General features: G+C 60.4%; 23 protein-coding genes. 6 read left to right on the top strand and 17 right to left on the bottom strand.

The window, feature by feature from the left end; translation table 11 throughout:
• Positions 1-118 precede the first annotated feature (118 nt).
• The 6 genes from ACX80D_RS09115 to trmB form a co-directional block, all read right to left on the bottom strand.
• Positions 119-1,363 (bottom strand): MFS transporter, encoded by a 1,245-nt coding sequence (locus ACX80D_RS09115; RefSeq protein ID WP_459322329.1) that lies wholly within the window; start codon positions 1,361-1,363, stop codon positions 119-121.
• A 37-nt stretch (positions 1,364-1,400) separates the two neighbouring features.
• The gene (gene narI, locus ACX80D_RS09110; RefSeq protein ID WP_459322343.1) at positions 1,401-2,147 is read right to left on the bottom strand and encodes a respiratory nitrate reductase subunit gamma; all 747 of its coding nucleotides are present in this window, start codon (positions 2,145-2,147) and stop codon (positions 1,401-1,403) included.
• A 3-nt stretch (positions 2,148-2,150) separates the two neighbouring features.
• On the bottom strand, positions 2,151-2,795 hold the full coding sequence (gene narJ, locus ACX80D_RS09105) for a nitrate reductase molybdenum cofactor assembly chaperone (RefSeq protein ID WP_459322328.1): 645 nt from the start codon (positions 2,793-2,795) through the stop codon (positions 2,151-2,153).
• Positions 2,792-4,516 (bottom strand): nitrate reductase subunit beta, encoded by a 1,725-nt coding sequence (gene narH, locus ACX80D_RS09100; RefSeq protein WP_459322327.1) that lies wholly within the window; start codon positions 4,514-4,516, stop codon positions 2,792-2,794. Before narH ends, narJ begins: the two co-directional genes overlap by 4 nt.
• Complete coding sequence (locus tag ACX80D_RS09095) at positions 4,516-8,229, bottom strand: nitrate reductase subunit alpha (protein WP_459322326.1); 3,714 nt, start codon at positions 8,227-8,229, stop codon at positions 4,516-4,518. Before ACX80D_RS09095 ends, narH begins: the two co-directional genes overlap by 1 nt.
• 446 nt (positions 8,230-8,675) lie before the next feature.
• Positions 8,676-9,455, bottom strand: coding sequence for a tRNA (guanosine(46)-N7)-methyltransferase TrmB (gene trmB / locus ACX80D_RS09090; protein WP_459322342.1), 780 nt, complete (start codon positions 9,453-9,455; stop codon positions 8,676-8,678).
• Positions 9,456-10,093: 638 nt separating this feature from the next.
• Between trmB and ACX80D_RS09085 the strand changes: the two genes are divergently transcribed.
• A complete protein-coding gene (locus ACX80D_RS09085; RefSeq protein WP_459322325.1) occupies positions 10,094-11,821 on the top strand; it encodes a DEAD/DEAH box helicase in 1,728 nt (575 codons plus the stop codon).
• 125 nt (positions 11,822-11,946) lie between these two features.
• On the opposite strand, the gene ACX80D_RS09080 is transcribed toward ACX80D_RS09085, so the two are convergent.
• From ACX80D_RS09080 to ACX80D_RS09060, 5 genes are all read right to left on the bottom strand, one after another.
• The gene (locus ACX80D_RS09080) at positions 11,947-13,077 is read right to left on the bottom strand and encodes a cation:proton antiporter (protein WP_459322324.1); all 1,131 of its coding nucleotides are present in this window, start codon (positions 13,075-13,077) and stop codon (positions 11,947-11,949) included.
• A 90-nt stretch (positions 13,078-13,167) separates the two neighbouring features.
• Positions 13,168-14,004 carry a PhzF family phenazine biosynthesis protein gene (locus ACX80D_RS09075; RefSeq protein WP_459322323.1) on the bottom strand — a complete coding sequence of 279 codons (837 nt, stop codon included), beginning with the start codon at positions 14,002-14,004 and terminating at the stop codon, positions 13,168-13,170.
• Between the two features lie 10 nt (positions 14,005-14,014).
• Complete coding sequence (locus ACX80D_RS09070; RefSeq protein ID WP_459322322.1) at positions 14,015-14,629, bottom strand: HutD/Ves family protein; 615 nt, start codon at positions 14,627-14,629, stop codon at positions 14,015-14,017.
• Positions 14,629-14,862 (bottom strand): hypothetical protein, encoded by a 234-nt coding sequence (locus ACX80D_RS09065; protein WP_459322321.1) that lies wholly within the window; start codon positions 14,860-14,862, stop codon positions 14,629-14,631. The genes ACX80D_RS09070 and ACX80D_RS09065 overlap by 1 nt, the downstream gene beginning before the upstream one ends.
• Positions 14,863-14,914: 52 nt before the next feature.
• On the bottom strand, positions 14,915-15,316 hold the full coding sequence (locus ACX80D_RS09060) for a YccF domain-containing protein (RefSeq protein WP_459322341.1): 402 nt from the start codon (positions 15,314-15,316) through the stop codon (positions 14,915-14,917).
• 156 nt (positions 15,317-15,472) lie between these two features.
• Here ACX80D_RS09060 and ACX80D_RS09055 point away from each other — a divergent pair, with 156 nt between their 5' ends.
• A complete protein-coding gene (locus tag ACX80D_RS09055; protein WP_459322320.1) occupies positions 15,473-16,048 on the top strand; it encodes a hypothetical protein in 576 nt (191 codons plus the stop codon).
• Positions 16,049-16,057: 9 nt separating this feature from the next.
• Entirely contained in the window at positions 16,058-16,558 is a 501-nt protein-coding gene (locus ACX80D_RS09050) for a PspA/IM30 family protein (protein WP_459322319.1), read from the top strand.
• A 142-nt stretch (positions 16,559-16,700) separates the two neighbouring features.
• Here the strand turns inward: ACX80D_RS09050 and ACX80D_RS09045 are convergent, their stop codons facing one another.
• From ACX80D_RS09045 to ACX80D_RS09035, 3 genes are all read right to left on the bottom strand, one after another.
• Positions 16,701-18,371, bottom strand: coding sequence for a sialidase family protein (locus ACX80D_RS09045; protein WP_459322318.1), 1,671 nt, complete (start codon positions 18,369-18,371; stop codon positions 16,701-16,703).
• Positions 18,372-18,469: 98 nt separating this feature from the next.
• A complete protein-coding gene (locus ACX80D_RS09040; RefSeq protein ID WP_459322317.1) occupies positions 18,470-19,096 on the bottom strand; it encodes a response regulator transcription factor in 627 nt (208 codons plus the stop codon).
• On the bottom strand, positions 19,093-20,313 hold the full coding sequence (locus tag ACX80D_RS09035; protein WP_459322316.1) for a histidine kinase: 1,221 nt from the start codon (positions 20,311-20,313) through the stop codon (positions 19,093-19,095). Before ACX80D_RS09035 ends, ACX80D_RS09040 begins: the two co-directional genes overlap by 4 nt.
• Before the next feature lie 145 nt (positions 20,314-20,458).
• Between ACX80D_RS09035 and ACX80D_RS09030 the strand changes: the two genes are divergently transcribed.
• Positions 20,459-20,932 (top strand): hypothetical protein, encoded by a 474-nt coding sequence (locus tag ACX80D_RS09030; RefSeq protein WP_459322340.1) that lies wholly within the window; start codon positions 20,459-20,461, stop codon positions 20,930-20,932.
• A gap of 24 nt (positions 20,933-20,956) precedes the next feature.
• Here ACX80D_RS09030 and ACX80D_RS09025 read toward each other — a convergent pair whose 3' ends face one another.
• The 3 genes from ACX80D_RS09025 to ACX80D_RS09015 all read right to left on the bottom strand — a co-directional run bounded on the left by ACX80D_RS09025 (position 20,957) and on the right by ACX80D_RS09015 (position 23,305).
• The gene (locus ACX80D_RS09025; protein WP_459322315.1) at positions 20,957-21,616 is read right to left on the bottom strand and encodes a pentapeptide repeat-containing protein; all 660 of its coding nucleotides are present in this window, start codon (positions 21,614-21,616) and stop codon (positions 20,957-20,959) included.
• Between the two features lie 303 nt (positions 21,617-21,919).
• Positions 21,920-22,381 carry an ASCH domain-containing protein gene (locus ACX80D_RS09020; protein WP_459322314.1) on the bottom strand — a complete coding sequence of 154 codons (462 nt, stop codon included), beginning with the start codon at positions 22,379-22,381 and terminating at the stop codon, positions 21,920-21,922.
• A 54-nt stretch (positions 22,382-22,435) separates the two neighbouring features.
• Positions 22,436-23,305 carry a DUF4031 domain-containing protein gene (locus tag ACX80D_RS09015; protein ID WP_459322313.1) on the bottom strand — a complete coding sequence of 290 codons (870 nt, stop codon included), beginning with the start codon at positions 23,303-23,305 and terminating at the stop codon, positions 22,436-22,438.
• A gap of 113 nt (positions 23,306-23,418) precedes the next feature.
• Between ACX80D_RS09015 and ACX80D_RS09010 the strand changes: the two genes are divergently transcribed.
• Positions 23,419-24,108, top strand: coding sequence for a ubiquinone/menaquinone biosynthesis methyltransferase (locus ACX80D_RS09010; protein ID WP_459322312.1), 690 nt, complete (start codon positions 23,419-23,421; stop codon positions 24,106-24,108).
• A 572-nt stretch (positions 24,109-24,680) separates the two neighbouring features.
• Positions 24,681-25,742, top strand: coding sequence for a 2,3-butanediol dehydrogenase (locus tag ACX80D_RS09005; RefSeq protein ID WP_459322311.1), 1,062 nt, complete (start codon positions 24,681-24,683; stop codon positions 25,740-25,742).
• Positions 25,743-25,860 lie beyond the last annotated feature (118 nt).

Below are 25,860 nucleotides of genomic sequence, written 5' to 3'. Positions count from 1 at the left end.
TTCTCCCCTGGAAAAGAGGTTTTTTGGTTGGGGGTGTTTTTCTTTTTTGGAAAAAGTGAAGGGGGGGGGGGGTGGAACCCCCCCCCACCCCCCCGCCGTCGAAAGTGACTCAGCTGAACTACTTCTTGGCTGGCTCCAGCGGCGTCTTCGGCTTCTGTGTGGGGGTCTTGACGAAGAAGAGCGCAAATAGGAGGGCCACGATAGCGGTCGCCACCAGGAGCGAGAGCCCAATAGCGTACTTGTAGTTCTCGGCCTCGGGGTTGTACGTCATGCCCATGATCAGGGGTGGGAAGTAACCGCCCAGACCGCCGGCGGCACTGACAATGCCGCTGATGGTACCTACCTTGCCATCTGGCGAGAGGGTTCCTACCCAGGCGAAGACGCCTCCGGTGCCCAGGCCCAGAGCTGCAGCCAAGGCTAGGAACACGGGTCCAGCCTGAACATCAGCGGCAGGTTCCAGAGCTACGAAGAAACCCAGCACAGCCACGCCAGCGAGGGATGCTAGGACCACGGGTTTGGAGCCAATCTTGTCAGCCAAAACACCACCGATGGGCCGTGCGATCACCGCGGCTAGTGCGAATCCGGCGGTGCGGGCTCCGGCTGAGGTGGGGTCGAATTCATAGACATCGCGCAGATAGGTGGGCAGGTAGGTGGCGAAGGAGACAAAGCCGCCGAAGACCACCGCGTACAGGAAACACATCTTCCAAGTCACCGCTAGCTTTGAGGCGTCGATCAGCTTGGGCATTACGGGAGATTTGTTGGGTTCCCAGCCGGGGGCGTTCTTCATGAACACCCACACCAGTACGGCCATGATGGCCAGAATCCCGGCGATCAGCAGGTGCGTGGGGACGTAACCAATTGATTTCACCAGCCGTGGATTCAGGAAGGCGGCCAGTGCCGTGCCGCCCATTCCGGCGCCGAACACGCCCGTGGCAAAGCCGCGGCGTGAGGGCGGGTACCAAGCGCTGACAAAGGGGATGCCAACGGCAAACACGGTTCCGGCAACACCTAAAAGAAAGCCGGCGCCAAGCACCAGGACAAAGGAATTTAGTGCTCCTCCCAACGCGACCAGCAAGACAGGGGGAATCGTGGCCACCAGAACAAAGGTGAACAGGGCCCGGCCACCGTACCTGTCTGTCATGGTGCCCACCACAATGCGTCCCAAGGAGCCCACAAAGATGGGCATGGCCACCAAGATCCCCATGGTTCCAGCCGATAGCTCTAGGGAGTTGGCGTAATGCGTGCTCAGGGTGGCAATGATGTTCCAAGCCCAGAAACCCACCACAGAGGCTGCGGTTGCCAGAGTCAGATTCAGCGCCTGCCCCTTGAGAGGAGGCAGGTGCGGGGCGGTTGTTGAGGCCATGGTCTCTCCTGATTGAGGGTTGGAGCCTGTGTGCGAGTTAGCGCTTGGTGGTGTCGCGGTCGCGGGTGCCCACTTCGGACCAGCCGCTGCGGGGAGCCACGCTGGCGCCCTTGTCGCGTGAGCGGTACACAATGTACGGGCGGAACAGGTAGTGCAGCGGCGCCGTGAAGGCGTGGACCAGACGGGTAAACGGCCACACCATGAACAGCAGCATGCCCACAAGGGTGTGGATGTGGAAGGAGGTCGGTGCCGCAGCCATGGCGGCCACGTCCGGTTGGAAGATGAACAGTGAGCGGAACCATGGGGAGACCGTATCCCGGTATGTCACGTCGTGATCGGGCCAGAACACGCTGGCTAGGGTGGTCCATAAACCAAACACGATGGCCGCCACCAGCACCACATACATGAGCTTGTCGTTCTTGGTGGTCGCCATGAATACGGGCCCGGTCTTGCGGCGGCGGTAGATCAGTAGCGCGATCCCGGCGAGCGTCCCAACACCGGCAATGGTGCCCACAAACAAAGCGTTGAAGTGGTACATGCTCTCCGTCATGCCCACAGCCTCGGTCCACGATTTAGGAATCACCAGACCAAAGAAGTGCCCCGCAATCACAGCGAGCAGGCCAAAGTGGAACACCGGGGACCCAATGCGCAGCAACTTGGATTCGTACAGCTGGGAAGACCGGGTGGTCCAGCCGAACTGGTCGAACTTATACCGCCACACGGAGCCACCCACCAGGATGACAATCATGACGTAGGGCAACACGCCCCAGAGGAAGATGTCCATCACTCATGCCCCTTTCATGGGCAACAGCCGCGGATCATAAGGGTCCAGCCCCACGGATTCTGTGGGTGGACCGTAGCCTGCCATCCGCATGACGGCTTGTTCATCCGCCGGGGATGCGCCCGGCAGCGTATCGCAGATCGCTTGCAAAATGTCGGTGTGCGGCAGCTCATCGCGCAGCAGCCCAAACTTGATCAGTTCTAGGCTGGGCCGGTATTGTGCCAGCAATTCCTTGCCGGTGGACATGTCTACGGTGGCCGCAAATTCAAGCACCATGGGCAAGAAATCGGGCAGCTCACCCCACGTGTCGACCAAAGTGTCCTGGCCGCGGTACACCTTTTTGAATGCACCGAGTACCTCTCCGCGCCGCCGCGTATCACCGTCGGTCCAGTACGAGAGGTGCAGTGCGTGCCGTTTGCCGAGGTCAAACTCTTGAACATATTGGCCTTGCAACGCCATCAAATCGGTGCTTTCGAGCCGTTGTAGTACGACGGCGAACGGCTGGCTGGCGCCCGGAAACTCACCCAAAGCGGCTCTCATCATGGGCACCCGCGCCACGAGTTGTTCATCCGGGTAGGACAAGCACCAGGAGGCGGCTAGAAAGGTGACCTGATCTCTTTTGCTGGTTGCTTTGCTGGTTGGAGCTCTCATGAGCTGCCACCTTCCAAGGCGTCTTCCCGCGCTGCGTCCGGGCTGGCCGGAGGTTCGGTGGCATGCTTCTGCGGGAACATCCCGGCTGGTGCGCCGTTGCCATCCCAGTTCAGCAAGTTCACCCGTCCTCGGAGGGTGTCTGCGCCGGCAATTGAGTCTGAAGTCTGCCGGTCCCGGAGTGCGTTGAAGGTTTCCAGCGCAACCGGTGTGGGCCGTCCGCTGGCCTCACCGAAGGGGGACATGCCCATGGAGTCCATGCCGGGTCCGCCGTCGAAATCGAGGGAGCAGCCCATCTCTTCTAGATCGTGGGCCTGCTCGGCGTGGGCTTTGGGGATGACGTACCGTTCGTCGTATTTGGCGATGGCCATGAGCCGGTACATCTCATACATGGTGGCGCCATCCATGCCCACGGAGGCGGGGATGGACTCATCCGGTTCGCCGCCGAGGGAGATGCCACGCATGTAGGCACGCATGGCAGCGAGTTTGCGCAACACCTCGGTGACAAGCTCGGTGTCACCTGCGGTGAAAAGTTCAGCCAGGTATTCAACGGGGATGCGTAGAGCGTCAATGGCGCCGAACAGCACGTCTTGATCCTCGGCGTCGTGCCCTTGTTCACGCAGCAGATCAACCACGGGGGAGAGCGGCGGGATGTACCAAACCATGGGCATGGTGCGGTATTCCGGGTGCAGCGGCAGGGCCACCTTGTACACCTTAGTCAGCGCGTACACCGGCGACTTCTGTGCGGCCTCGATCCAGTCCTCCTGGATACCTTGTTCGCGGGCGGCCGCAATGACGGCGGGATCATGAGGGTCCAGCAGTACATCCATTTGGGACTGGTACAAATCCTGCGGATCCGTGACGGAGGCAGCGGCGGTGACGGCATCGGCGTCGTACAAGAAAAGCCCCAGATACCGCAGCCGGCCAACGCACGTTTCCGAGCAGACGGTGGGTAGGCCCACCTCGATACGTGGGTAGCAGAACGTGCACTTCTCGGCCTTGCCGGTCTTGTGGTTGAAATAGATCTTCTTGTACGGGCAGCCGGTCATGCACTGGCGCCAGCCACGGCACTGATCCTGATCCACCAGCACAATGCCGTCTTCAACGCGCTTGTAAATGGCGCCGGAAGGGCAAGATGCCATGCAAGAGGGGTTCAGGCAGTGTTCGCAAATGCGCGGTAGGTAGAACATGAAAGTCTGCTCGAACTCGAACTTGATCTTGTCTTCGGATTCGCGGCGCACCTTCTCCACGATGGGGTCTAAGTGACCCATCTCGGAGGTGCCACCCAGGTCATCATCCCAGTTAGCGCTCCACGTGATCTTCGTGTCTTTGCCGGTGATCAGGGATTTGGGCCGTGCCACCGGGAAATCATCGCCCAGAGGGGCATCAACGAGGGTTTTGTAATCGTAGGTCCAGGGCTCGTAGTAGTCCTTGAGCTCGGGCTGGATGGGGTTGGCGAAAAGACCAAACAACTTCTTCACACGCCCGCCGGCCTTGAGCTTGAGGCGGCCGCGCTTGTTCAGCTCCCAGCCGCCCTTCCACTTTTCCTGATCCTCGTAGCGGCGCGGGTAGCCCTGCCCGGGGCGGGTCTCCACGTTGTTGAACCAGACGTATTCCACCCCTGCACGGTTGGTCCATGCCTGCTTACACGTGACAGAGCACGTGTGGCAACCAATGCATTTGTCCAAGTTCATAACCATGCCCATTTGAGCCATAACACGCATTAGTACTGCACCTCCTGGGAACGGCGACGGATAGTGGAAACGTTGTCTCGCTGGTTTCCGGTGGGGCCAAGATAGTTGAACGCGTACGTCAACTGCGCGTACCCGCCAATCAAGTGGCTGGGCTTCACCAGCAAACGGGTCACCGAGTTGTGGATGCCGCCGCGACGGCCCGTAGCTTCCGATTTGGGAACGTCAATGGTGCGCTCCTGTGCGTGATAGATATACGCCACACCTTCTGGCATGCGGTGGCTGACCACGGCTCGGCCCACGAAGACGCCGTTGGCGTTCACACACTCAACCCATTCGTTGTCCTTAACGCTGATGGAATCGGCGTCTAAGGGGCTCATCCACACCGTTGGACCGCCACGGGAGAGGGAGAGCATCAATAAGTTGTCTTGGTATTCGGAGTGAATGGACCACTTGGAGTGCGGAGTCAGATAACGCACCACAATTTCCTTATCCCCATTGGGGCCCAGCTTGGGTTCGCCAAAGAGCCGGTGCATATCCAAGGGTGGCCGGTAGATGGGCAGGGCCTCACCAATATCGATGATCCAATCGTGATCCAGGAAGAAGTGCATGCGCCCGGTCAGCGTATGGAAGGGCTTGAGCCGCTCAATGTTCTGGGTAAATGGTGCGTAGCGCCGCCCGCCCGTCTCCGATCCGGACCATTCCGGGGAGGTGATGACAGGCTGCGGCCCGGCCTGGGTCATGGCGAAGGAGATGTGCTTTTCCTCGCTGCCCTCGGCCAGATCCACCAGCTTCATGCCCGTTTTGCGTTCCATTTCCTTGAAGCCGGCCACAGCCAACTGGCCGTTGGTGGTTCCGGAAAACGTCAGGATCGCCTCAGCCATCTTCGCGTCGGTATCGATGGCAGGGCAGCCATGCGCGGCACCGCCCATCATGACGCCATTGACCTTGCCCAAGTGAGCCAGCGCTTTATCCAGCTTGTAGGTGATGTCCTTGACCGTGAAGCCAAGCTTGTCTGCCAGAGGCCCAACGGCGGTCAGCTTGTGAGCGATGGCCGTATAGTCCCGCTCTACCACCATGAAATTGGGCATGTTCTGCCCGGGGACGCCGTCGATCCCGTCCTTGCGCCAGTCCCGGACCACCCCACCAGGCTGGGCGATCTGGCCAACGGTGTCGTGAATGAGTGGAACGCTAACCAGATCCTTGCGGGTTCCCAGATGCTTCACGGACTGGCGTGAGAGCTCCTCAGCGAGCAAGGTGAACAGTTCAAAGTCCGTCTTGGTTTCCCACGGCGGATCGATGGCCGGGGTGAAGGCGTGCACAAAGGGGTGCATGTCAGTGGAGGAGAGATCGTGCTTCTCGTACCACGTAGCTGCCGGGAAGACGACGTCGGAAAGCAAGGTGGTGCTGGTCATCCGGAAGTCCGCGGACATCAGGAAGTCCAGCTTTCCTTCCGGGCCTTCCTCATGCCATTTCACATCCTGGGGCTTCAGCGATTCGTGGCTGTCCTGGCCCATGACGTTGTTGTGGGTGCCCAGCAAGTTGCGCAGGAAGTACTCGTTGCCCTTGGCTGAGGATCCAAAGAGGTTGGAACGCCACAACACCAAGGTGCGCGGCCAGTTCTCCGGGGCGTCAATGTCCTCAATGGCCGGATTGATGGTCCGGTTCATGAGGGACTGGGCAACCCAGGTTTTCTCATCCGGTGCTTCGCCGGCTGCCACGGCGGCAATTGCTTTGTCGGCGAGGTCCAGTGGGTTGGTATCGAACTGGGGGTAGAACGGCATCCAGCCAAGACGCACTGATTGTGCCAGCGCATCGGCCGTGTGCATGCCGTCCAAGTTGCCGGTGGACAGTGGCGATTTAAGGGCGTCGGCGGAGTAGCCGTCTTGGCGCCACTGATCGGTGTGCATGTACCAATAGCCGGTGCCAATCATGGTGCGGGGTGGGCGGGACCAGTCCAGACCATTGGCCAAAGAGACCCAACCTGTGATGGGGCGGCACTTTTCTTGACCCACATAGTGTGCCCAGCCGCCGCCATTACGGCCCATGCAACCGGTCAACATGACCAGAGCCAAAATGGCGCGGTACGTGGTGTCGCCATGGAACCACTGGCAGATACCAGCGCCCATGATGATCATCGAACGGCCCTTTGACTGCTCGGCATTGCGGGCAAATTCGCGGGCTACCCGAATACAAGCTTGGGCGGGGACGGAAGTGACTTCTTCTTGCCAGGCCGGGGTGTAGGGGACGGAAACATCGTTGTAGTCCTTCGCCCAGACGCCGGGCAGGCCATCACGGCCTACACCGTATTGGGCCAGCATCAGGTCATAGACGGTGGTGACCAAGTGGCCGCCCACTATGGCTACGGGAACGCCGCGGTGCATGATGGAGCCGGCACCCTCGGGGTCTTCAAAGCAAGGCAGCAGAATTTCTACGCAATCTTGGCTGATCTCATCCATGCTCAGTGCCGGTTCAATTCCGGTGAGATCAAGGTTCCATTTGCCCTCACCGGTCTTGGAATAGCGGTGCCCCAAGGTTCCATTGGGTACCAGCCCCGAACTGGTGACCTTGTCAAAGAGAAGGGTCTTGAAAGCGGCGTCTTCCACATTCTCAAAGCCGGGGACGAACGCAGCGGTGAGGAATTTCCCGGGAACGTACGTGCCGTCGTCGTTCTTCTCCAAACGGATCAGGAACGGGAGGTCTGTGAATTGACGGACGTAGCTCTGGAAGAACGGGACTTGACGGTCCACGAAGAATTCCTTGAGCGTCACGTGGCCCATGCCCATGGCGAGGGCGGCGTCGGTGCCGGCTTGAGCGGGGAGCCATTCGTCGGCGAACTTGGTGTTGTCGGCATAGTCGGGGCTGATGGCGATGACCTTGGTCCCGCGGTAACGGACCTCGGCCATCCAGTGGGCGTCCGGGGTGCGGGTGACGGGGACGTTGGAGCCCCACATCATCAGGTACGTGGCGTCCCACCAGTCGCCGGATTCCGGGACGTCAGTCTGATCGCCGAATACTTGCGGGCTGGCGACGGGGAGATCCGCGTACCAGTCGTAGAAGGAGGTCATGACGCCGCCGATGAGCTGCACAAAGCGGGTCCCAATCGCGTGACTGACCATGGACATGGCCGGAATGGGCGAGAACCCGGAGACGCGGTCGGGGCCGTAGGTCTTGATGGTGTTCACGTGGGCGGCGGCGGCGATTTCCAGAGCCTCTTTCCATGAGGTGCGGACCAAGCCGCCCTTGCCGCGAGCGTTTTGGTATTTTCTGCGCTTTTCGGGGTCACCAGCTATCTCGGCGAACGCCAAAACGGGATCATGTAGACGCTGTTTTGCTTCGCGGTACATTTCCACGAGAACACCGCGGGCATAAGGGAAACGGACGCGGGTGGGGGAGTAGGTGTACCAAGAGAATGCGGCGCCGCGAGGACAGCCGCGCGGTTCATATTCGGGGCTGTCCGGGCCAACGCTGGGGTAGTCAGTCTGCTGGGATTCCCACGTGATGATGCCGTCCTTGACGTACACCTTCCATGAACAGGAACCGGTGCAGTTCACACCGTGCGTTGAGCGCACCACTTTGTCGTGACTCCACCTGTCGCGATAAAAAATATCGCCGGCCCGTCCGCCCTCCCGGAAAACTGCCCGAGAATCATCCGTTTCATCCCACTTGGTGAAGAAACGCCCCAATTTCAACATAGCGTCCGACGCCGGACCATCGACCCCGGCGACAAAAGTTTCAGCAGTCATGGCCCCAGACTAGGGGCTGTCCACGGGGAATTCTACGGCTCGTCAAATAGCCAAGATAAGGGTGATGTAATTATGATCTAAAAGTTGCATAGATTGTGCGACTTTCAACTTTCGAGAACTAAAAAGGCGTCAACCATTGGCCGCATTGTTAAGGTCCAGCGGGTGAATGTTACGAGCGGGCGAGCGTGGTGGCCGAGCGGGCGAGGCGGGGGGCGAGGCAGGCAGCGGGCGGGCGGGCTCGTCCCTCCCCTCCACGACGCTAGCGCAGCAATGGCTACTTTCTCGGGGACCCTCGCGCAGCAATGGTGTGCTTTTCGGTAACGCTCTCTCACTTGGCGCTGGGAACGCAAAAACCCTCCGCGCTGGCAATGTCCCTGAAACATTTGGCGTAGTTCAGGGTGCCTGCGAGGAGGGCTCGGCGCTTTGATGCCTAGCTTTCCGGGCGCTTAGTTGCGGCGGAAAGCCAGATCGAAGATGACCCGGCCAGCCTTGTGCGCTTTGTTCTCAAAGCTGGTCAGAATGCGCCCGTCAAAACGCGGAGCCCAGCCGCCAATCTCATCGGGCTCATCACTTTGTTCGCAATCCACTCCACTGAGCCGCGCCTCGGTGAGGGGGCTTTCGGAACCTGTGCGCTCGCCGTCGTGCATGTTGGTGAAATCTTCGGAGGCGATGCCCACGTGGAGCATCTGTTCGGCGTAGGTGGACCAGTCGGTGGCCAGACGCCAGGTGCCGCCTGGGGAGAGGACGCGGGCTACGAGCGGGGCGAAGGTGTCCTTCACCATTCGACGCTTATTGTGCTTGCTCTTGTGCCAAGGGTCCGGGAAGAAAACCCAGACTTCGCTGACGGAGCCTGCCGGAAGCATGGTGCTTAGGACCTCGGGGGCGTTCGCCTGCACAACGCGAACATTCTCGAGCTCGTTGGCGACGATCTTCTGGATGGTTTGAGCGAGTCCGGGGGTGTAAACCTCTACGGCGAGGAAGTCCTTGTCCGGGTTTTCCTTGGCGGCGTGAATGACGGCATCGCCCAGACCGGAGCCAATTTCGACAATCAGCGGGGCTGTACGGCCAAATTCTGCTGCTGCGTCAAAGACGTATTCGGGGTGCACCGAAGTGTCCGAAATGTGGCGGGGAACGTCCACGGCCAGGGTGTCGGAGTGGTCATCCCAGGCCTGCTGGCGACGACCCTGCAAGCGTGTTCCGCGGCGCACGAACGAGACCGGCTGCATGCGGTAGGTCCCTTCGGCTGCTTGGCTGCCCGGCGTGATGGGGCGTGCGGAGCCGTCTTGGGTGCGGGGTGCGCGTTGCTCTGACAGCTGCGCATCTGGCAACTGTTCATCTTGCGCGGAAGGGTGCGCCGCTGCGGCGGAATCGGTTGCTGGGGTGTTGGAAGCTGGGGTTTCACTCATCACTGTTAAGGGTACCGGTGATTCCCGCGAGGGCCTGGTTGGCGAATTTCCCCTTCGCGCCGGTTGGCGAAACCTCGGTGAAGTTCAAACCGAGCCAAGCTCTCTCGAACCATCTTGATCCGTGAGAAATGGTCGCTTTCCCCACTCAAAACGACCATTTCTCACGGATCAACGGGGCGGGGATCCGTGGCATGGAAGAGAACTTGACGAGTCGTTGAAGGTGAGTTGCGGCACTAAGGGAGCGTTCGACGTCGTGCCGCTGGTAGACTGGTGATACTTAATGTGCGTTTCGCGCATTCTGCGTCGATGAACGCATGCAACTTGTCCCGCAAAGATTTTGCCCAGTGAATTTGCACTGTGCAGACCGCGGTTGACACGCTCTGGCATTGAATCGGCGAACCCGCGGTCAAAACTGCCCGTGGGACGTTGAACCGCCTTACGAAAGATTCTCTTTTTACATGACAACTTTTGCTGCCCTTGGTGCGCCCAAGGAAATCGTTGCTTCTCTCGCCGCTCAGGGCATTGAAGAAGCATTCCCCATTCAGGTCAAGACTCTGCCGGACACTTTGGCAGGGCGCGACGTGTTGGGTCGCGGCCGCACCGGCTCCGGCAAGACCATTGCTTTCGCTATCCCGCTCGTGGCCCGTCTGGCCGAGCGCGAAGCCCCTTACTTCCGCAAGCCCGGCCGCCCCATGGGCCTGGTTTTGGCGCCGACTCGCGAGCTGGCAACCCAGCTGAACAACACCATCGAGCCCCTCGCCAAGGCCATGGGCTTGAACACCACGGTCATCTACGGTGGCGTCTCACAGGCTCGCCAGGAAAAGGCCCTGCGCGCCGGCGTCGACATTGTCATCGCTTGCCCGGGCCGCCTCGAAGACCTCATGAAGCAGCGCATCGTTTCGCTTGAAAGCGTTGAGATTACGGTTTTGGACGAGGCCGACCACATGGCTGACCTCGGCTTCTTGCCCGTCGTCAAGCGACTGCTGGACACCACGCCCACGCAGGGTCAGCGCATGCTGTTCTCCGCAACCTTGGATAACGGCGTGGACAAGATTGTTCAGCGTTACCTCTCCAACCAGCTCACTCACTCGGTGGACGAGCCCAAGGCCGCGGTTTCAACCATGGAACACCACGTTCTTGTCGTCAACGATCAGACCGTCAAGAAGCAGGTCATCGTTGAGTTGGCGTCCGGCGCCGGCCGTCGCATCCTGTTCATGCGCACCAAGCACCACGCCCGCAAGCTTGCCAAGACCCTGACCGATGCCGGTATCCCCGCCGTCGATCTTCATGGAAACTTGTCACAGAATGCTCGTGACCGTAACTTGGCCGAGTTCTCAACCGGTGACGTTCGCGTCCTGGTCGCCACCGACGTTGCCGCCCGCGGCGTGCACGTTGATGACATCGAGTTGGTTATCCACGTTGACCCGCCCACAGAGCACAAGGCTTACTTGCACCGCTCCGGCCGTACGGCTCGCGCCGGGTCCGACGGCGTTGTCGTCACCTTGACGCTCCCTGAGCAGCAGGGCGACGTCAAGAAGCTCATGCGCGCAGCAGGCGTTGACGTGAACTTCGAGCGCGTCACCACCAGCTCACCGCTGCTCGCCACCTTGGTGGGCGATGTTGCAGACAAGATCGACCCGCGCACCCGTGCAGCCTTGCTCGCATCCAAGGCGCCGGCACAGGGCGGTGGCACCTCCAACGGTGCAAACGCTCAGCGCAAGCGTTCGGTCCGTTCCGGAGCAGCTCCCACAGCCGGTGGCCGTGGCGGTCGCGGTGGACGTGGCCGCGTTTCGGCTGACTCCAGCGAGCGTCCGGCTGCAGCGGGTAACCGCGGCGAGCGTCGTGAAGGCATCCAGCAGGGTTCACGCCCCGCAGGCTTCGGCCGTCCGGCACGTTCCGGCTCCGGCGAAGGCCGTCCTGTTCGCTCCGGCGAGGGCCGTCCGGCCCGCGACGGCGACGTGGCACGCGGACGCCGCGCACCTCAGGGTGGCGCACGTGAAGGTGGCCGCGAAGGCGGATCACGCGAAGGCGCCCGTGGCGGTTCCAGCGTTGCATGGTCCTCCAACACCGGTGGAACTTCCGGTGGCAGCTTCAACGCTGGCGGCGGCGGACAGTCACGCCCGGCCCGCTCCGGCGGACCCCGCCGCGCAACTGCACCGGCCTCGAACCAGCGTCGTAGCCGCTAAATAATCACCCAACAGACTCGCAACAGACGGCCACAATGTGCCGGTGTTGCGGGTCTCTTGTGTTTAATGCCGTGGTGCGGGCGGTTCTTGACTTCTAGAGGTGAGCTGCGCGTGGCGGTCGCGACTTAGACGCTTTTCCGTGGAGTCAGACGGGTGCTCGCTAACGTGGCCGCAGCCATGGTGACCAGCGCTCCTAGAACCAATGCCGCGGGCTCACCAGGTGCGAGCAGGTTTTGCTGGATGCCGATGGTGGCCGCGGCGACAGGAACACCAAGTTGTGATGCTGTAAGGACTCCGAGCGGGAGCGGAAGTCCAAGTAAACGTGTGAGGGAATGAACGCCGATTGCGCCAATCCCCAAGACCAGGCCCAGCACAATCATGTGCGGGGCCGCGGCCAGTTCGCGCAGATCAAGCGAGGAGCCCAGCCAGAGGAAAAAGAGCGGGCCCAGAAAACCTTCCGTCAAGGCGAACAGCTGATGGGCCAGTCGCCTGGGCTCACCCACGGCTGACACGGCCAGCCCAAAGACGAAGCCAGCGAGCATGATGGACACGTGGCTCCACACAGCGAGTCCGGCTAGGGCGAAAAGGACCGCCAGCTGAAACCTGAGCTCCAGTGCAAATTTCCGCTTCTCCGAAACTTTGTGGAGACGCTGCCGTAAACCCTTTTTATCGGCCGTTCGTAGGATCAGAAATAGCGCGGCGGCGCTTGCCACAACAGCCAGGGAACCCAATGCCGCTGGCCCGGCGGTGGACGGGTTGAGCGCCAAAGGGAGAGCCACGATGGCTAGGGTATCGGCGATCACCACCTGCGCCGTCATGGCCAACACGTGGGGACCGCGGATCTTGAGAGAACCAACGATGGGCAGAACCAGCGCGGCGGAGGACGACGCCAACAAGACTACATAGAGCGGGGCCTGCCCAGTTCCAAAAAAGCCCGCTATTGCAATACCAACTGCGGCAGCAGCCACGGACACCACCGCCAAGCGTGCCACACCTTTACCCAATGCCGAACGGATTCTTTGGTCCCGGACTGGGACGTGGGAGCCGGCCACAAACATGATCAAGGCAAAACCCAGATCAGCAAGAAAGGTGAATGTCGGTTCGCCAGGATCGATCAGATTCAAACCACTGCGGCCAATGAGAATTCCTGCCGCCAGTTCACCGATGACCACCGGGATGCGCCACCGTCGCGGCAACGCCAGCAGGGGGCCCAGCAGTGCTGCGAAACAGATCAGGGCAAGAACGTGAAATGTCATGGCGTAGACCGCCGGGACTTGACCAAAAGACGCTGTTCCATGTGCTCATTGTGCACGGCGGAGAGGGTTAGTTACAGGTAGGCCTCGAGCCTAGAGGCGGACGCTTCCCTCAACACAAGCGGCGACGTGTCCGCCAACCCAAATGGTGTCTCCCTCTACATCGATGTGGACCCGGCCCTCGCGGCCAAGAACAGTTCCCTGTGACACCACATAATGTGCAGGCGCCCTGGAAGTATCGATCAGCCAGCGGGCCAAGCCTGCATTGAGACTGCCGGTCACCGGGTCCTCCCAGACCGCGTCTCCACCAACGAAAGCCCGCACCTCGAACGCGGTTTCCGCGCCCGGACCGTACGGGCCAATAACGCCGATCTCTAAGTCACCCAATTGTCCCGAGTCGGGCCGCAGGGCTAGGACGTCCTGAGCGGACTCCAGCCTGATGCCAATCCATTGGGGCCCGTTGACAATCCATGAAGAGTCCAGGATCTCCTCACGCCCAATGCCAAGAACGACGGCGATGAGCTGAAGCTGTGTTTCTTCAACGGCCTCATACCGGGTCAATGGCGGTGCTTGGAAGGCGAAGCGATCTCCGGAAACACGGATGGGGATGAGACCAGCGGCGCATTCCTGCACGAGCATGCCGTCTGAGCCGAGGGTTCCCCCGGCGGCTAGCCATGCTTTCGCCGAACCGAGGGTAGGGTGCCCAGCGAAGGGAAGCTCCTCACTGGCCGTAAAAATTCTGACGCGATAATCCGCCTCGGGATGGGACGGCGCCAGCAGGAACGTTGTTTCTGAAAGGTTGGTCCAGTTGGCGAACTGCTGCATCGCCGCCGTAGTCAAACCTTTTGCGTCATGGACCACTGCTAGGGCATTGCCGCGGTAGGTCATTTCAGCGAAAACATCCACCTCGGTATACCGGCGCAATGTCATACCGTGTCTCTTAAGCGGCTGGGTCGATGCTCAGTATGGCCAAGAAGCCGCGGCCGGAAATCTCCGGAGCATCCTCGGATCCCACCACGGTGTCGTATTTGCCCAAGACTTCCGGTGCGGGCGCAGTGAAGGGTGCGCTTACCGGTGCGGTCCTAGCAGCTGACGCGTCGTCCGCACTAGCGGCAGCGGCAACCGTGGCCGAGCCCTGCAGCAGCACGGCGAATTGGTCCGCGAAAACGGGGTGCGGGCGCTTCTTGGAGAGTTCAATGATAGCGGCGTAGCCCTTGAATGCGCCTCGGCGGGTCATAAGGTTTAGGTCTTTGAGCGCGCCGGTGGGCAGGCTGGCAGAGGTCTCCGAGTCGCCGGAAAAACGGAACGGGCGGTACTTTTCGAGCGCTTGCTCGGTGCCGTCCACGCTCAGGGCAATGAGGTCGCCGTCGATGACGGTGATGATCCGGTCGACCCCGGGCATGGGTGAAAAGGGCCCGGCCTTGGCTACTTCGGTGATGCTGATGCGCCAATCCCAGTTAGTGCCGGTGGTCCCACTGGGTCCTGCCGCGACTTGGCGGGTAACGCCGTTCGCCCACTGGGCAGCTTTGAGTGAGGCGTATCGAATGATCTGCATTATTTATCTTCCGCGTTCTTCTCGCTGTACACGTGCAGGCGTTTGAGGTCTGACGGCCGACGGCGTAGCTTGCGTTTGTAGTACGACCAGCCTCCGGTAATGGCTAGGGACACGGCAAAGGCCAGCACGATCTTCAACGGCAGATTCACGCGGGCAAAAGTGAGCACCAGGATCATGGCCGCGAAACTGGCGAAGTTGACGATGATGTCTAGCCAATCGGTCTTATTGCGCATGACTCAAGCTTACGCGGCCCCAGCTAAGAGGGAGCGCAGGGTTAACCGATGACTACCGGTAGTTGCTGGCGAAGGGGCGGTTAGTAGGGACAATCTCCTTCCCTAGCGGCATCAACGATACCGGGATCAACTTCAAGTTGGCGATGGCCAAGGGAATCCCAATGATGGTCACTGCCATGGCAATGGCCGTGGTGACGTGGCCGATGACAATCCAAATGCCGGCAACCAGGATCCAGATGACGTTTCCTAAGGTGCTCGCCATGCTTGTTCCGCCCGGCTTATCAACCACCATCCGGCCAAAGGGCCAGAGGGCGTAACCGGCAATGCGGAACGATGCAATGCCCCACGGGATGGTGACAACCAAAATGCAGCACACAATCCCTGCAAGGAAATAGCTCATGGCGAGCCAGAAACCGCCAAAGATCAGCCAGATAAGGTTCAAAATTGTCTTCATCATTCCATTGTGCCTGCTGGCCCTGACAAGCACATCAGGGTTACCCCTGTACTAGCCCTGACTTCACACCCAGTACCCAGATTCCAAGAAGCCTCCGGTGCTACGCTGATCAGCAACACTCCCGCCGATCCCAACCTCTAAGGAATCCCCGCTTTCATGGACTTAGGCACAGTTTTTTTGATCCTCATGCTGGTGATCATTGCCATCGTGTTAGGCGTAGGAATCACCTTAGCTGTCTTGGTTTCCCGTGGGGTGCTGGGTTTGGTCAAGATTGGCAAGCCCAAGTATGAGTCCGCCAAGCGCAGCGCCCTGAAGGTCCGTGCCGAGTCCAGCACCGGTCCCGTGGCCGAGATCCTCAAGCAGCGCGTGGCCCTGGCCGAAGCTTTGGAAGCGACCGGCCGATCCCTTGCCGTAGCTCAAGGAGCCGGGCAGTACACAGGAAATCTGGAGCCTATTTTCGCCTCGCTGCAGCAGGCCGGAAAGGTCATGGAGCACCATCTTCTCGTGGCCCAGCAGGAGCCCGAACGTGCCGTCCAGGCTCTCTATGCCAAGACATTGGGGACGCAGGTCAATCAAATCACCCAGACCGCTACGGGTGTTCGGCAAGCCCTCGCCAGCACCGCCGCGCCCGCTGGCGACGTGGACCTGAAGAACCTCACCCGGACCCTGGAAATTGAAGCCACCATGCTCACAAAGTGGGCCCAAACGTACACTGAACTCGGCGACGACTAGCCCGTCTCCATGAGTATTTTAGCCAAGATCGCAGAGCTTTTTCGGCCCAAATCTTCCCGCAAGAAGCACGACGGCGGCGCCCCCTCCAGTGGCCAACTCACCTTAAGCGACGCCCGGAGCAAACAGCAAGCCGCGGTGCAGAAGATGCGCAGGGGAGTGGCTGATGTTTCAGTGAGCCGGCAGCGCTTAGACCTGCAAGCCGATGACCTGCAAAAGGCCATGGAGCGATTGACTCAGCAGGCCCAAAAGTCCCGCAGCGAAGGCGATGAAACCTCCGCCCAATCTGCCATGAACCGGCATTTGATCATGGGCGGACAACTATCCGATCTCGTGTCTCAGCGGGACGCCCTTGCGGAACAGGAAACCATGCTGATTTCTGCACTAACGCAGCTGCAGGCCCGCGCGGCCGGTTTCAATGTGACCGTAGAAACGCTCACGGCAACGCAAAAAGCGGCCGTCGCCAACCAAGATATCGCACAGGCCTTGGAAGAATTCAACGAGGGCCACTAAAAGCCCTCCGCTCTGTCATTCATCCGTGAGGTATGGCTGTTTAGCCCGCTCTAAACGACCAAACCTCACGGATGAATGCGTCAGGTGGGCTGCGAGGTGGCTTTGTGCCCCGAAGCAGTGCCCCCAAGCAGTGCCCCGAACCTCAGTGCTCCGTGACGTCCCCGGAAACCATGTCAAAGGTGAAGCCGCGCCGTGCACCGGAGGTGACCATGCCGGCGTCGACCCCCATGTTGAACTCCAATGTCAGGGTTCCTGCCGCAATGTCCGCCTCGGTCACCGTGCAGGTAGCGCTGAAACTACGCGCGGTACCAGGGAGCTGCGGATCCCAGCCTAGGAGTGCAACGATCCCCTCCGATCGGCTCTCCATGAAGAGCGCCACCTTAGGGGAGGCCGTGCCGGTGTTATGCACCCGCCCAGAGAACGCCAGCACATCCCCTGCCTTGTATCCCGGGACCACGGCGCCGTAGTTTAGATCTTGGGATTCACGGTTGGAGAGAACCTGCGGGGCATCCGCGGAATAGCCCTGGCCAACTTCCTTCCAAGCCGAGGGATCCCAATCGCCGTCGGTCTGCGTCAGGACAAAATTCGCACCCACGCTCTCCCACACGGCGGGGCGGCCGGGGGTGATGGAGCGCAGCACCACGTCCAGCGCCACGCAGCGCGAGGACGCCGTGCCGGAATCGTGCGTCAATGAGCGGGACGGGGAGGCCAGCAGATCCGCGGGATCCACAGCAGCAAACACAATTTCCTGGTAACCCTGACGCTCATACAAAACGCCGATCCGCCCGTCGGGCAGGCGTGCTGCCGTGGAATATTGCGAGCTTCCACCGCACAGTTCGACGCCGAATGGCCAGGTTGCGCCGTTGTCTTGTGAGAGCTTCAGAACTGTATTGCGGCGCAGCGAGGAATCGTGATTGTGAGTGGCAATGAGCCAGTCAGTGGTCTCCGGCGTGGCTAGTGTTACGACGTTAGGAAGACCGTCAAAGCGGGCTACGGAGCCGTTGTCGCTGGGGTCCGGAAGTTCTAGGTGAGGCCGCGCCGCAGTGTAGCTGAGGCCACCGTCCGTGGAAATCGCGGTGAGGCGGTGCGGGGTGGCACGCGAATGCATCAGCAGCGTGCCGTCACTTAGGCACACCACCTTGTTTTCATTGGCGCCGGCAATGAATTCGCCCAGCGCCCACGTCTCACCATGATCGTCGCTGTACGCGCTAGCGGCCTTGATCTCGCCCTCATGAAGCAGCGCAAATTGTTGCACTAACCGTCCGCTAAAAGGCCCAGTATGAATGGCAATCCCGGCCCCAGCTGCGGCAAAGAGGCCGGTAATTCCGTCTCCCTTAAGCATGGAGGTGAGGCGGCGGTGTTGCCAGGTGACGCCGTCGTCGTCGGAAAAGCTGAGGTCTGCGTGCTGGATGGCGTCCTGATCATCAAGCCCCGCCGCGGCCTCGAAGAATCCGGCGTGCGTGCCCGCCGCGTGGAAGAGGAAGATGCGCTCCGTTGCGGGGTCGATCAGCAGGCTAGGATCGCCGTAACCGTCCAGACCCGTGCCTGTCCGGACAGTTTGCTGCGGTTCCCACGTGGCGCCGTTGTCTGTGCTGCGGCGGATTAGCAGATCGATGGGGTTGGGGAGATCATCGAGGTTGGGGCGGCCGTCGTAGGCAGCCAGAAGTGTGCCGCGGGGCGATACTGCCAGGGCAGGGATGCGGTACTGCCGGTGCCCCGCGACGCCGCGGCGGGCCAGCACATGTTCGGTGGGAACAGTGGCTGGCAGTTCAGTTTCCGTCAGCGACGCTGCTGAGGTAGGACGTAGCATCATGAAAGCAAGTCTAGCCGTGATCATGTCCGGACGGGCGGACGGGACAGGTCGGTGTCTAAACAAGGAAAGGGCAGCAAAGGACCGGACGTTGCGCCAGCCTAGATCCAGCCCTGCTGCCACGCTTTCTCGGCGGCATCATGCCGGGAAACAGCGTTGAGCTTCAACATGGCGGAGGAGAGATAGTTGCGCACCGTTCCCGAGGCCAAATGCAGTGACTTGGCGATCTCGGCCACGCTGGTGGTAGAACGGCTCACGCGCAGCGCATCCAGCTCGCGGTCCGTGAGTGGGCAACGCTCAGCGGTCAACGCGGCCGCAGCAATCTCCGGATCGATGTAACGTTTTCCGGCCGCAACATCCCGAATAACATGGGCCAGCTCCTGCGCTGGGGTGGATTTGGGCACAAAGCCAGACACCTTAGAAGCTAGGGCCCGGCGCAGCACGCCCGGGCGGGCATGGCGGGTCACGATGATCACGCGCGTGTTCACGGTAGCTAGAATTTTCGTGGCCGCCTCGAGCCCGTCGGCCTGCGGCATTTCCAAATCCAATAGGCAAATATCGGGGTTCGTGGCCAACGCCAACTCGGCGGCAGCGACGCCATTATCGGCACTCGCTACAACATCGATGTCGTCCTCGAGCCCCAGCAGAGCCTCCAAAGCGCCGCGGATCAGATGCTCATCGTCGGCTATCAGCAGCCTAATTCGGCCGGGATTTAGGGTCTCAGTCATGCGGGTATTCCTTTGCTGGGGACCCACGCCTGGACCTCGAAGTGGTCGGTACCCATGGTCGTTTCAAGTGTTCCGCCGGCTGCCTCGAGCCGTTCCCGCAGACCCAATAACCCGGTACCTGGCGTCACTGACATGGACGACGGCGTGCCGTCACCTCCGTCGTTGCGGATGGTCAGTTGGACCCCGCCATGTGCTGAAGCCACGGTCATGGTGGCGTGGGTGGCCTCGCTGTGGCGCAAAATATTGGTGGTGGCTTCACGGACTGTCATGGCCAGTGCCTGTTGAGCTGCAGCTTCGGCAGGCAGTGATTCCAACGTCAATTCACAGTGTGCCCCGGCTGCTGTGAGAACCTCGCGGGCATTCTCCAACTCATCCGCCAAGGACGTTTCCCGGTAGCCCGAGACCAGTGATCGGGTTTCTTCCAGAGCTTGTTTGGCGATGAGTCGGGTCTGGTGAATGTTCTCACGGGCCGCCTCGGGATTGCGGTCCAGAAGCCGCTCAGCCAGTTCCGATTTCAGGGCGATGACTTGCAGATGGTGGCCTTGAATATCGTGCAGGTCCGCGGCGAAGCGAAGGCGTTCCTGGGCAACAGCCAATTCCCCGGCCATGAGCCGGTGCCGGTCCAGCTCCACCACTACCTGCCACCACCACAGGCTACTGATGAGAAATAGCGGCATGCCGGCTGAATACACCAGCAACAGCCGTGAAGGATAATCGTGCGGAATCGGATCAGACGGCCCCATCCAATAGTGATGGATGGCGGCAAAGGCCAGAAGCGAAAGGACGCCGCCTGCCACTGTTAGCCAGCGCTGCCTTTTCGGCAGTAGACAGGCGATGAGGGACACCGCCAGCCATAACGGAATGGCAGCAATCAATGCAGAGTCAGGGGTGAGCAGACCCAAAGCCCAGACAGCACCGGAGGTGAGTAGCATGGCTACTGTCCATGCGGTATGGGGAAGTTCGCCGCCTAAACCCGCCTGTAAGAACCAGCAGTAGCGCACTTGGATGGCCACGGCGAAAACCAGGACAAGCAGCAACAGTCCAGAAACGACGTCGTGCGTGGCAGTGAAATCACTGGCGACAAAGCTCAGCAGCATGAAGTGCAGAACCAGCAAAACGAACACAATGGAGCCCAAAGTATAGGTCCAGGTGGTGCGCACGCTGCGGCCAAGGCTGGTGGTGGGGCGTGGAATTTCCGGGGCGGAGACTGCGGGCATGGGTGTCAGTCTATGGCAATGACATTTGTCATGGATTCGGCGTGTAAAAGTGCAATTCAAGACGTGACAACAACGCACTACTGCGGCCCGGGCTCCTGCGAAAGGATTGATTCATCAACGAATTCCACCGATGAAAGAAGTCCTGATGATCGAGTCACTGCAGCAGTTCACCGCCTCCCTTCCGCCCATGCTGCAATGGGTAGGCGTCCTCCTCGTCGCGGCCATTCCCTTTGTGGAGTCCTACTTCGGTTCGGTGGTTGGTGTGGTGGGCGGACTAAATCCGGCGGTGGCCATTGCTGCGGCCGTCGTGGGCAACGTGGTCTCGATGGTGATTTTTGTTCTCAGCGCCCACCGCGTCCGGGCCAAGGTCGCTGCCGGCCGTGCGCCGAAGGAGATGACTCCGCGACGGGCCAAGCTGCGCAACGCATTCGATAAATACGGAGTTGCTGGCGTGAGTCTGGTGGGTCAGACCATTCTGCCGAGCCAGATCACCTCCGCCGCCATGGTGTCCTTTGGCGCACCGAAGAATGCCGTGATCCTGTGGCAAGTCATCTCCATCATCCTGTGGGGCACCGCGTTTGGTGTGGCCGCAACGTTCGGTGTCTCGGCGATGGGTTAGGGCTGAGGGGCTAGGAGCGTGGGGCTAGGCGACGGTGATGCCTAAGTGTGCGGCGAAGATTGGCGCCAGTAGGCCTAGCTGGTAGTCATCAATGACGACGCCGGACATGGAACCGACGCCGTTGAGTGTGCGGAAGTCTGTGGTCCGCAAATCTACATCCTTCAAGGTGGCCTGTTGCAGATCCAGAGTTCCGATCCGGCAGTTCTTCAGCGCCAGGCGCGTGACGTGGGCGCCGCCCAGATCCAGTTCGTCAATGATGCAGTCGCTGATTTGCAGGTCAATGATCTTTGAGGCGCGCAGGTTCAGGAAATCGATCTTGCCGCCGTCGATCCTGACGGACTGCCAGCTACTGTCATAGAGTTCGGCCGATCCCCAACGAGGTGAGGTGACCTCGGTGTCCCGCCAGCTGGTCCGTGCACCCTTCATGATGGGCGCGAAGCTGTCCTTGATAACAGAGCCGCGGAAACGCACGCCGCGGAGCTCGGCGTCGTTGAGTAGGGGGCCGTTGAGCTCGCATTCCAGAAAATCTGTGGAGGTCAGGTTGACTCCATCAAAGCTGGGCCGGTCAAATCGCTGGCCGTCAAACGTGTCACCTGGACCGAAGAAAGCGTCGTCGTTGTCCACCAGTTCGTGCAGTGTCAGCGGAGTGAGGCGGGGTGCGCGGGTTGCGTTCTTCGAAGCCATGGCTCTAGGTTATCCGCCCGCAGCTTGCACGGTTTTCTGATAGCCCTCCCTGGCCACCCACGCCCACCGTCCATCACCCATGCCCGGATGGCCCGGAAACTGTAGCCATCCTGCACCGCAGCCTCACACTCAAAGATGACCTCCTGCCCTGGCTGAAATGAGCGGTATCCCGGGGCGAGAATGTGGGAATAATGAGCCCAGCAGCCGCCCGGAGTTTCATCAGATTCAAAGACTCCCCAGCCTTCCTCGTCATGCCAGATGCAGACTTTCCCAGTGACCGTCATGGTCAAGCGCTCTTCCTGATCAAGCCACCTGAGCGATGACCTTGAAGCGCTGCAGCACCAGCAGGGTACTGGAATCCACTGTGAAGTGGGGATCGCCCATGGCCTCTCGCATCTCGGTGGAGTGCCAAAAATCTTCGTGACCAGCCCGCCACTGGGCCACAGATGTGTAGCCTTCGCCCTCATCTATGGCATGCTGCAGGTCCACATCGTTCAGAGGAACTGTCCGCACCTCGGTAATCTCGATGACGGCAACCCCTCGGCCTGCTGAGTCAATCACCACTTCGCGCTGGCCGAGCTGTGGAAGCTCCTCGCCTTCCACCTCAAGTTCAACGAGTGTGCACGTGGTGGAGGTCTTGGAGCCGTCGAGGATTGCTGCCACCAGTTGATCGCGCAGAGGACCGGGAAAGGCGAACTCGCCAAGCGGCAGGCCTGCGAATTCGGGCGCGGTGGTCAGGTCAACGGAAGCATCATCATTGGACATCTGCTCACTCTACGTGCACAGCTAATCTTTTTAGTACGGATGCACTATAAAATCCTACGGGGTCAGGGTTGCTAGTTCCCGAGTGAGGTTGAGGTGGGCCTGATCCGCCCACAGTTCACGTCCCTTTGGCGTGTGGAACAGGGGGTTTAGTGCCAGCAATTGCCGCAGTACGGCGGCTCTCCCCTTGGTGAAATCTCCCGCCGGAACATGGGCGTAGTCCCGCCGAACTCCGGCTACATACCGCGAATATTCGCTATCTGAGCCACCCAGAATGGCGAGGTCAGCATCGCATAGGAGGTGCCCGGCGTCGTCCTCGGGGGAAGGTGAGTGGGTGGCGGTCAGGCGCACCAATCGCGCCACCTCGGCAACTTCCGACGGCTCCATCATGTCGTTTAAGCTCATTTGTACTAAAACGGCTGAGTCTTCCTCATCCGACGGCGATCCGTTGTAGACCGCATCGTGAAACCAGGCCGCCAGCGCCACTGGCCGGGGAATTTCCCGTCCAGTGAGCGCGTCTAGTGCCTCCAGAACTGCCAATAAATGAGTCGCGGAATGGTAATGACGGTGTGGTTCGTTCCATCGGCTCAGCAAATCCGTGCCCAGCTCCGGATAATCCGGCATGAGCGTATTCCAACGCCGTTCCAGCACGGAGCCGACGGACTTCACCCGGTATTTCGCCTTGATGCGAAGGCCCGACGCCATCAAGGTGCGGGCCAGCTCTTTCCCTGTCAGTGGCACCGCCCCGGCTAGGACCAGCTCATCGTAGAGACGCTCGGGAACATCGTAGTGATCAAGGTCAAAGGCGCGGTCGGTGACGCCGTTGGCGGACGCAAAAGCATGGAGTTCGGCCACCGAGGCATCGGAGATCAAGTGCGAGAACACGGTCCCATGGGCCGGCCAGAAGGGTGGATCGATAAAGATCATGGCTCCAGTGTAGGCCCGGGAACCGGAGGGCCTCCAGCGCAAGATGGTGACAGGGGCGCCCGCATCCCACATAGACTTTCTTCGACCACCACATCAACGGAAAGCCGGCGGTAATGCGCAACGAAGACTCCAGCGTCCAGGCCACATTCAACAGCATCGCCCGGCGCTATGACCTGATGAACCGGCTCATGACGCTGGATTCGCATAAGCGCTGGTGCAAGGAAGTCGCCGAAAGTGTCACGGCCGCCCCGGGTGCCAAGTACCTCGACCTAGCCACCGGAACGGGCGTCATTGCCAGGGCCGTCCGCGCGCAGAGCCCCGAGAGTGCCATCATCGGAGCCGACTTTTCCGAGTCCATGCTCGATGTTGCCCGAGGCGTCCAGGACAGCTCCGGCATCGTGTGGCAGTTTGCTGACGCCCATGAGCTGCCCTTTGACAATGACACGTTCGACGGCGTGACGCACGGTTATCTGCTCCGGAACGTCAGCGATCTGGATAAGGTCCTGAACGAACAGTTCCGGGTCTTGAAGCCTGGCGGTGTGGTGTCCGCCCTGGAATCTTCCCCGCCAAGTGGCATTCTCGCTCCGTTTATCCGCGTCGGCATGCGCGTAGTGATCCCCACGCTGGGGACGGTCATTGGCCGCGACCGCGACGCCTACAAATACCTGGTGAGCTCCACCCTAGGATTCCTGACCCCAGCAGCGCTGAAGCTCAGGTTTGAGCGGGCCGGATTTGTGGACGTTCAGGTGAAGCCGAAGTTCATGGGCACGAACATGATTTGGACGGCACGCAAGCCTGGGTGACTGCGAAAAATCCACAAGCGCTGCCGCCGGATGCATCTACGGTTCGGGCTCTTCGTAGCTGAATAGCTCCTCAATGCTGGTGTTGACGGTTCGGGCCCGACGGAATGTCAGCGGGAGGCTCGGGTTGAAATTTCCCCGCTCCGGGGCCATTACCCTCTGACGAAACCTGCCATGCGTTGACGTCTGCTGCTCCTGCGAGCAGCAGACTGCATTGCGGGAATGGGCTATTTGCTTCTCCAAGACTGTGCTGCCGCAAGGAAGTTGCTTTTTCTCCGGTGGTAGCGGAACCAGAATGCACCGCGGGCCAAGATGACGGCACCAACAGGAGGACGCTGTCGTAGCGACGCAGCGTCGATGCCAAGGGATCTTTGTGTGATGAAAAATGGCGAACGGATTGAGCCGCAGGGCTATTGAATTCAGTCTGACACACTCTATGCACGCCATTCGTGCTATTGCTTGTTTTTTGCGAGAGCATGGGATTGTCAGCTACTTAGGGGGACCCGGTAGTTCTGCGCAGCATGGAGCCGTGCAGTTTGACCGAGTCTTCAAAATGAACATCTTGAGGAGCAATCATGAGAGCAGCACGTTACTACGACCGCAATGACATCCGTATCGAGGACATTGCCGAGCCTGAACTCAAGCCGGGAACCGTAGCCATTGACGTTGCTTGGTGCGGGATCTGCGGCACCGACCTGCACGAGTACTTGGAAGGGCCCATCTTCGTTCCTCCCGCCGGTCACCCGCACCCGATCTCCGGCGAGTCCGCTCCCGTGACATTGGGCCATGAGTTCTCCGGAACCATCACCGCGCTGGGTGAGGGGGTCACTGATCTGAGCGTAGGAGAAAGCGTGGTGGTGGAGCCATACATCATCGGTGCGGATGTGGATACAAGCGAAGGTGCGCCGTATCAGTTGTCCAAGGATATGAACTTCATCGGATTGGGTGGTCGCGGTGGTGGGCTGGCCGAGAAAATAGTCGTGGAACGGCGTTGGGTTCATCCGATTGGTGACATTCCCTTGGATCAGGCCGCGCTGATTGAACCTCTTTCCGTGGGGCATCATGCCTACGTGCGTTCCGATGCAAAGGCCGGTCAGGTTGCCATCGTAGGTGGCGCAGGGCCCATTGGCTTGCTGACCGCGGCTGTGCTGAAAGCTAAGGGCCTGAGAGTCTACATCTCCGAACTTTCCGAAGCGCGCAAGGCTAAAGCGTTGGAAACTGGTGTTGCTGATGCCGTCTTTGACCCCCGTGAGGTGGACGTTGCCTCACGGGTCCGCGAGTTGACGAATGGTCAGGGTGCGGACGTAGGGTTCGAGTGCTCATCGGTGCCAGCTGTCCTGGATATGCTCCTGGATGCCGTCCGCCCTGGTGCGGTCATCGTCAATGTCTCCATCTGGGGGCACAAGCCGGCAGTGGACATGCCGAAGTTGGTGTTGAAGGAAGTGGATCTGCGCGGCACCATTGGGTACGCCAATGACCACGCGGACACGATCGCACTCGTTCAAAGTGGCAAGCTGGACCTTTCCCGGTTCATCACCGGGAGGATCGGGCTGGATGGGCTGGTCACCGAAGGTTTTGAGCAGTTGATTAATAACAATGAAGAGCACGTGAAAATCATCGTGAACCCGCGGGGCTGAAAAGCGCACCGCCCTTCATGGCTAAGGGGTGCCGCGAGACTGAATGTCAGTCTCCTGGCATCCTTTTTGCGTCTCGGACACAAGCACCCCGCTTTTCCACCCCGCTTTTCGCCCACGG

This window comes from Arthrobacter sp. Sr24, assembly GCF_054511175.1.
Note: the sequence above shows the minus strand (reverse complement) of the source record. Positions and strands in the feature narration are given on the sequence as shown.

Excerpts from the sequence above, each read along its gene's own strand:
- ACX80D_RS09040 (WP_459322317.1), bottom strand. The coding sequence starts at position 19,096 with ATGACTGAGACCCTAAATCCCGGCCGAATTAGGCTGCTGATAGCCGAC.
- trmB (WP_459322342.1), bottom strand. The coding sequence starts at position 9,455 with ATGCAGCCGGTCTCGTTCGTGCGCCGCGGAACACGCTTGCAGGGTCGT.
- ACX80D_RS09020 (WP_459322314.1), bottom strand. The coding sequence starts at position 22,381 with ATGTCCAATGATGATGCTTCCGTTGACCTGACCACCGCGCCCGAATTC.
- ACX80D_RS09015 (WP_459322313.1), bottom strand. The coding sequence starts at position 23,305 with ATGATCTTTATCGATCCACCCTTCTGGCCGGCCCATGGGACCGTGTTC.
- ACX80D_RS09030 (WP_459322340.1), top strand. The coding sequence starts at position 20,459 with ATGATCGAGTCACTGCAGCAGTTCACCGCCTCCCTTCCGCCCATGCTG.
- ACX80D_RS09055 (WP_459322320.1), top strand. The coding sequence starts at position 15,473 with ATGGACTTAGGCACAGTTTTTTTGATCCTCATGCTGGTGATCATTGCC.
- ACX80D_RS09075 (WP_459322323.1), bottom strand. The coding sequence starts at position 14,004 with ATGACATTGCGCCGGTATACCGAGGTGGATGTTTTCGCTGAAATGACC.
- ACX80D_RS09050 (WP_459322319.1), top strand. The coding sequence starts at position 16,058 with ATGAGTATTTTAGCCAAGATCGCAGAGCTTTTTCGGCCCAAATCTTCC.
- narI (WP_459322343.1), bottom strand. The coding sequence starts at position 2,147 with ATGGACATCTTCCTCTGGGGCGTGTTGCCCTACGTCATGATTGTCATC.
- narJ (WP_459322328.1), bottom strand. The coding sequence starts at position 2,795 with ATGAGAGCTCCAACCAGCAAAGCAACCAGCAAAAGAGATCAGGTCACC.
- narH (WP_459322327.1), bottom strand. The coding sequence starts at position 4,516 with ATGCGTGTTATGGCTCAAATGGGCATGGTTATGAACTTGGACAAATGC.
- ACX80D_RS09070 (WP_459322322.1), bottom strand. The coding sequence starts at position 14,629 with ATGCAGATCATTCGATACGCCTCACTCAAAGCTGCCCAGTGGGCGAAC.
- ACX80D_RS09095 (WP_459322326.1), bottom strand. The coding sequence starts at position 8,229 with ATGACTGCTGAAACTTTTGTCGCCGGGGTCGATGGTCCGGCGTCGGAC.
- ACX80D_RS09005 (WP_459322311.1), top strand. The coding sequence starts at position 24,681 with ATGAGAGCAGCACGTTACTACGACCGCAATGACATCCGTATCGAGGAC.
- ACX80D_RS09085 (WP_459322325.1), top strand. The coding sequence starts at position 10,094 with ATGACAACTTTTGCTGCCCTTGGTGCGCCCAAGGAAATCGTTGCTTCT.
- ACX80D_RS09025 (WP_459322315.1), bottom strand. The coding sequence starts at position 21,616 with ATGGCTTCGAAGAACGCAACCCGCGCACCCCGCCTCACTCCGCTGACA.
- ACX80D_RS09060 (WP_459322341.1), bottom strand. The coding sequence starts at position 15,316 with ATGAAGACAATTTTGAACCTTATCTGGCTGATCTTTGGCGGTTTCTGG.
- ACX80D_RS09010 (WP_459322312.1), top strand. The coding sequence starts at position 23,419 with ATGCGCAACGAAGACTCCAGCGTCCAGGCCACATTCAACAGCATCGCC.
- ACX80D_RS09080 (WP_459322324.1), bottom strand. The coding sequence starts at position 13,077 with ATGACATTTCACGTTCTTGCCCTGATCTGTTTCGCAGCACTGCTGGGC.
- ACX80D_RS09045 (WP_459322318.1), bottom strand. The coding sequence starts at position 18,371 with ATGATGCTACGTCCTACCTCAGCAGCGTCGCTGACGGAAACTGAACTG.
- ACX80D_RS09115 (WP_459322329.1), bottom strand. The coding sequence starts at position 1,363 with ATGGCCTCAACAACCGCCCCGCACCTGCCTCCTCTCAAGGGGCAGGCG.
- ACX80D_RS09035 (WP_459322316.1), bottom strand. The coding sequence starts at position 20,313 with ATGCCCGCAGTCTCCGCCCCGGAAATTCCACGCCCCACCACCAGCCTT.
- ACX80D_RS09065 (WP_459322321.1), bottom strand. The coding sequence starts at position 14,862 with ATGCGCAATAAGACCGATTGGCTAGACATCATCGTCAACTTCGCCAGT.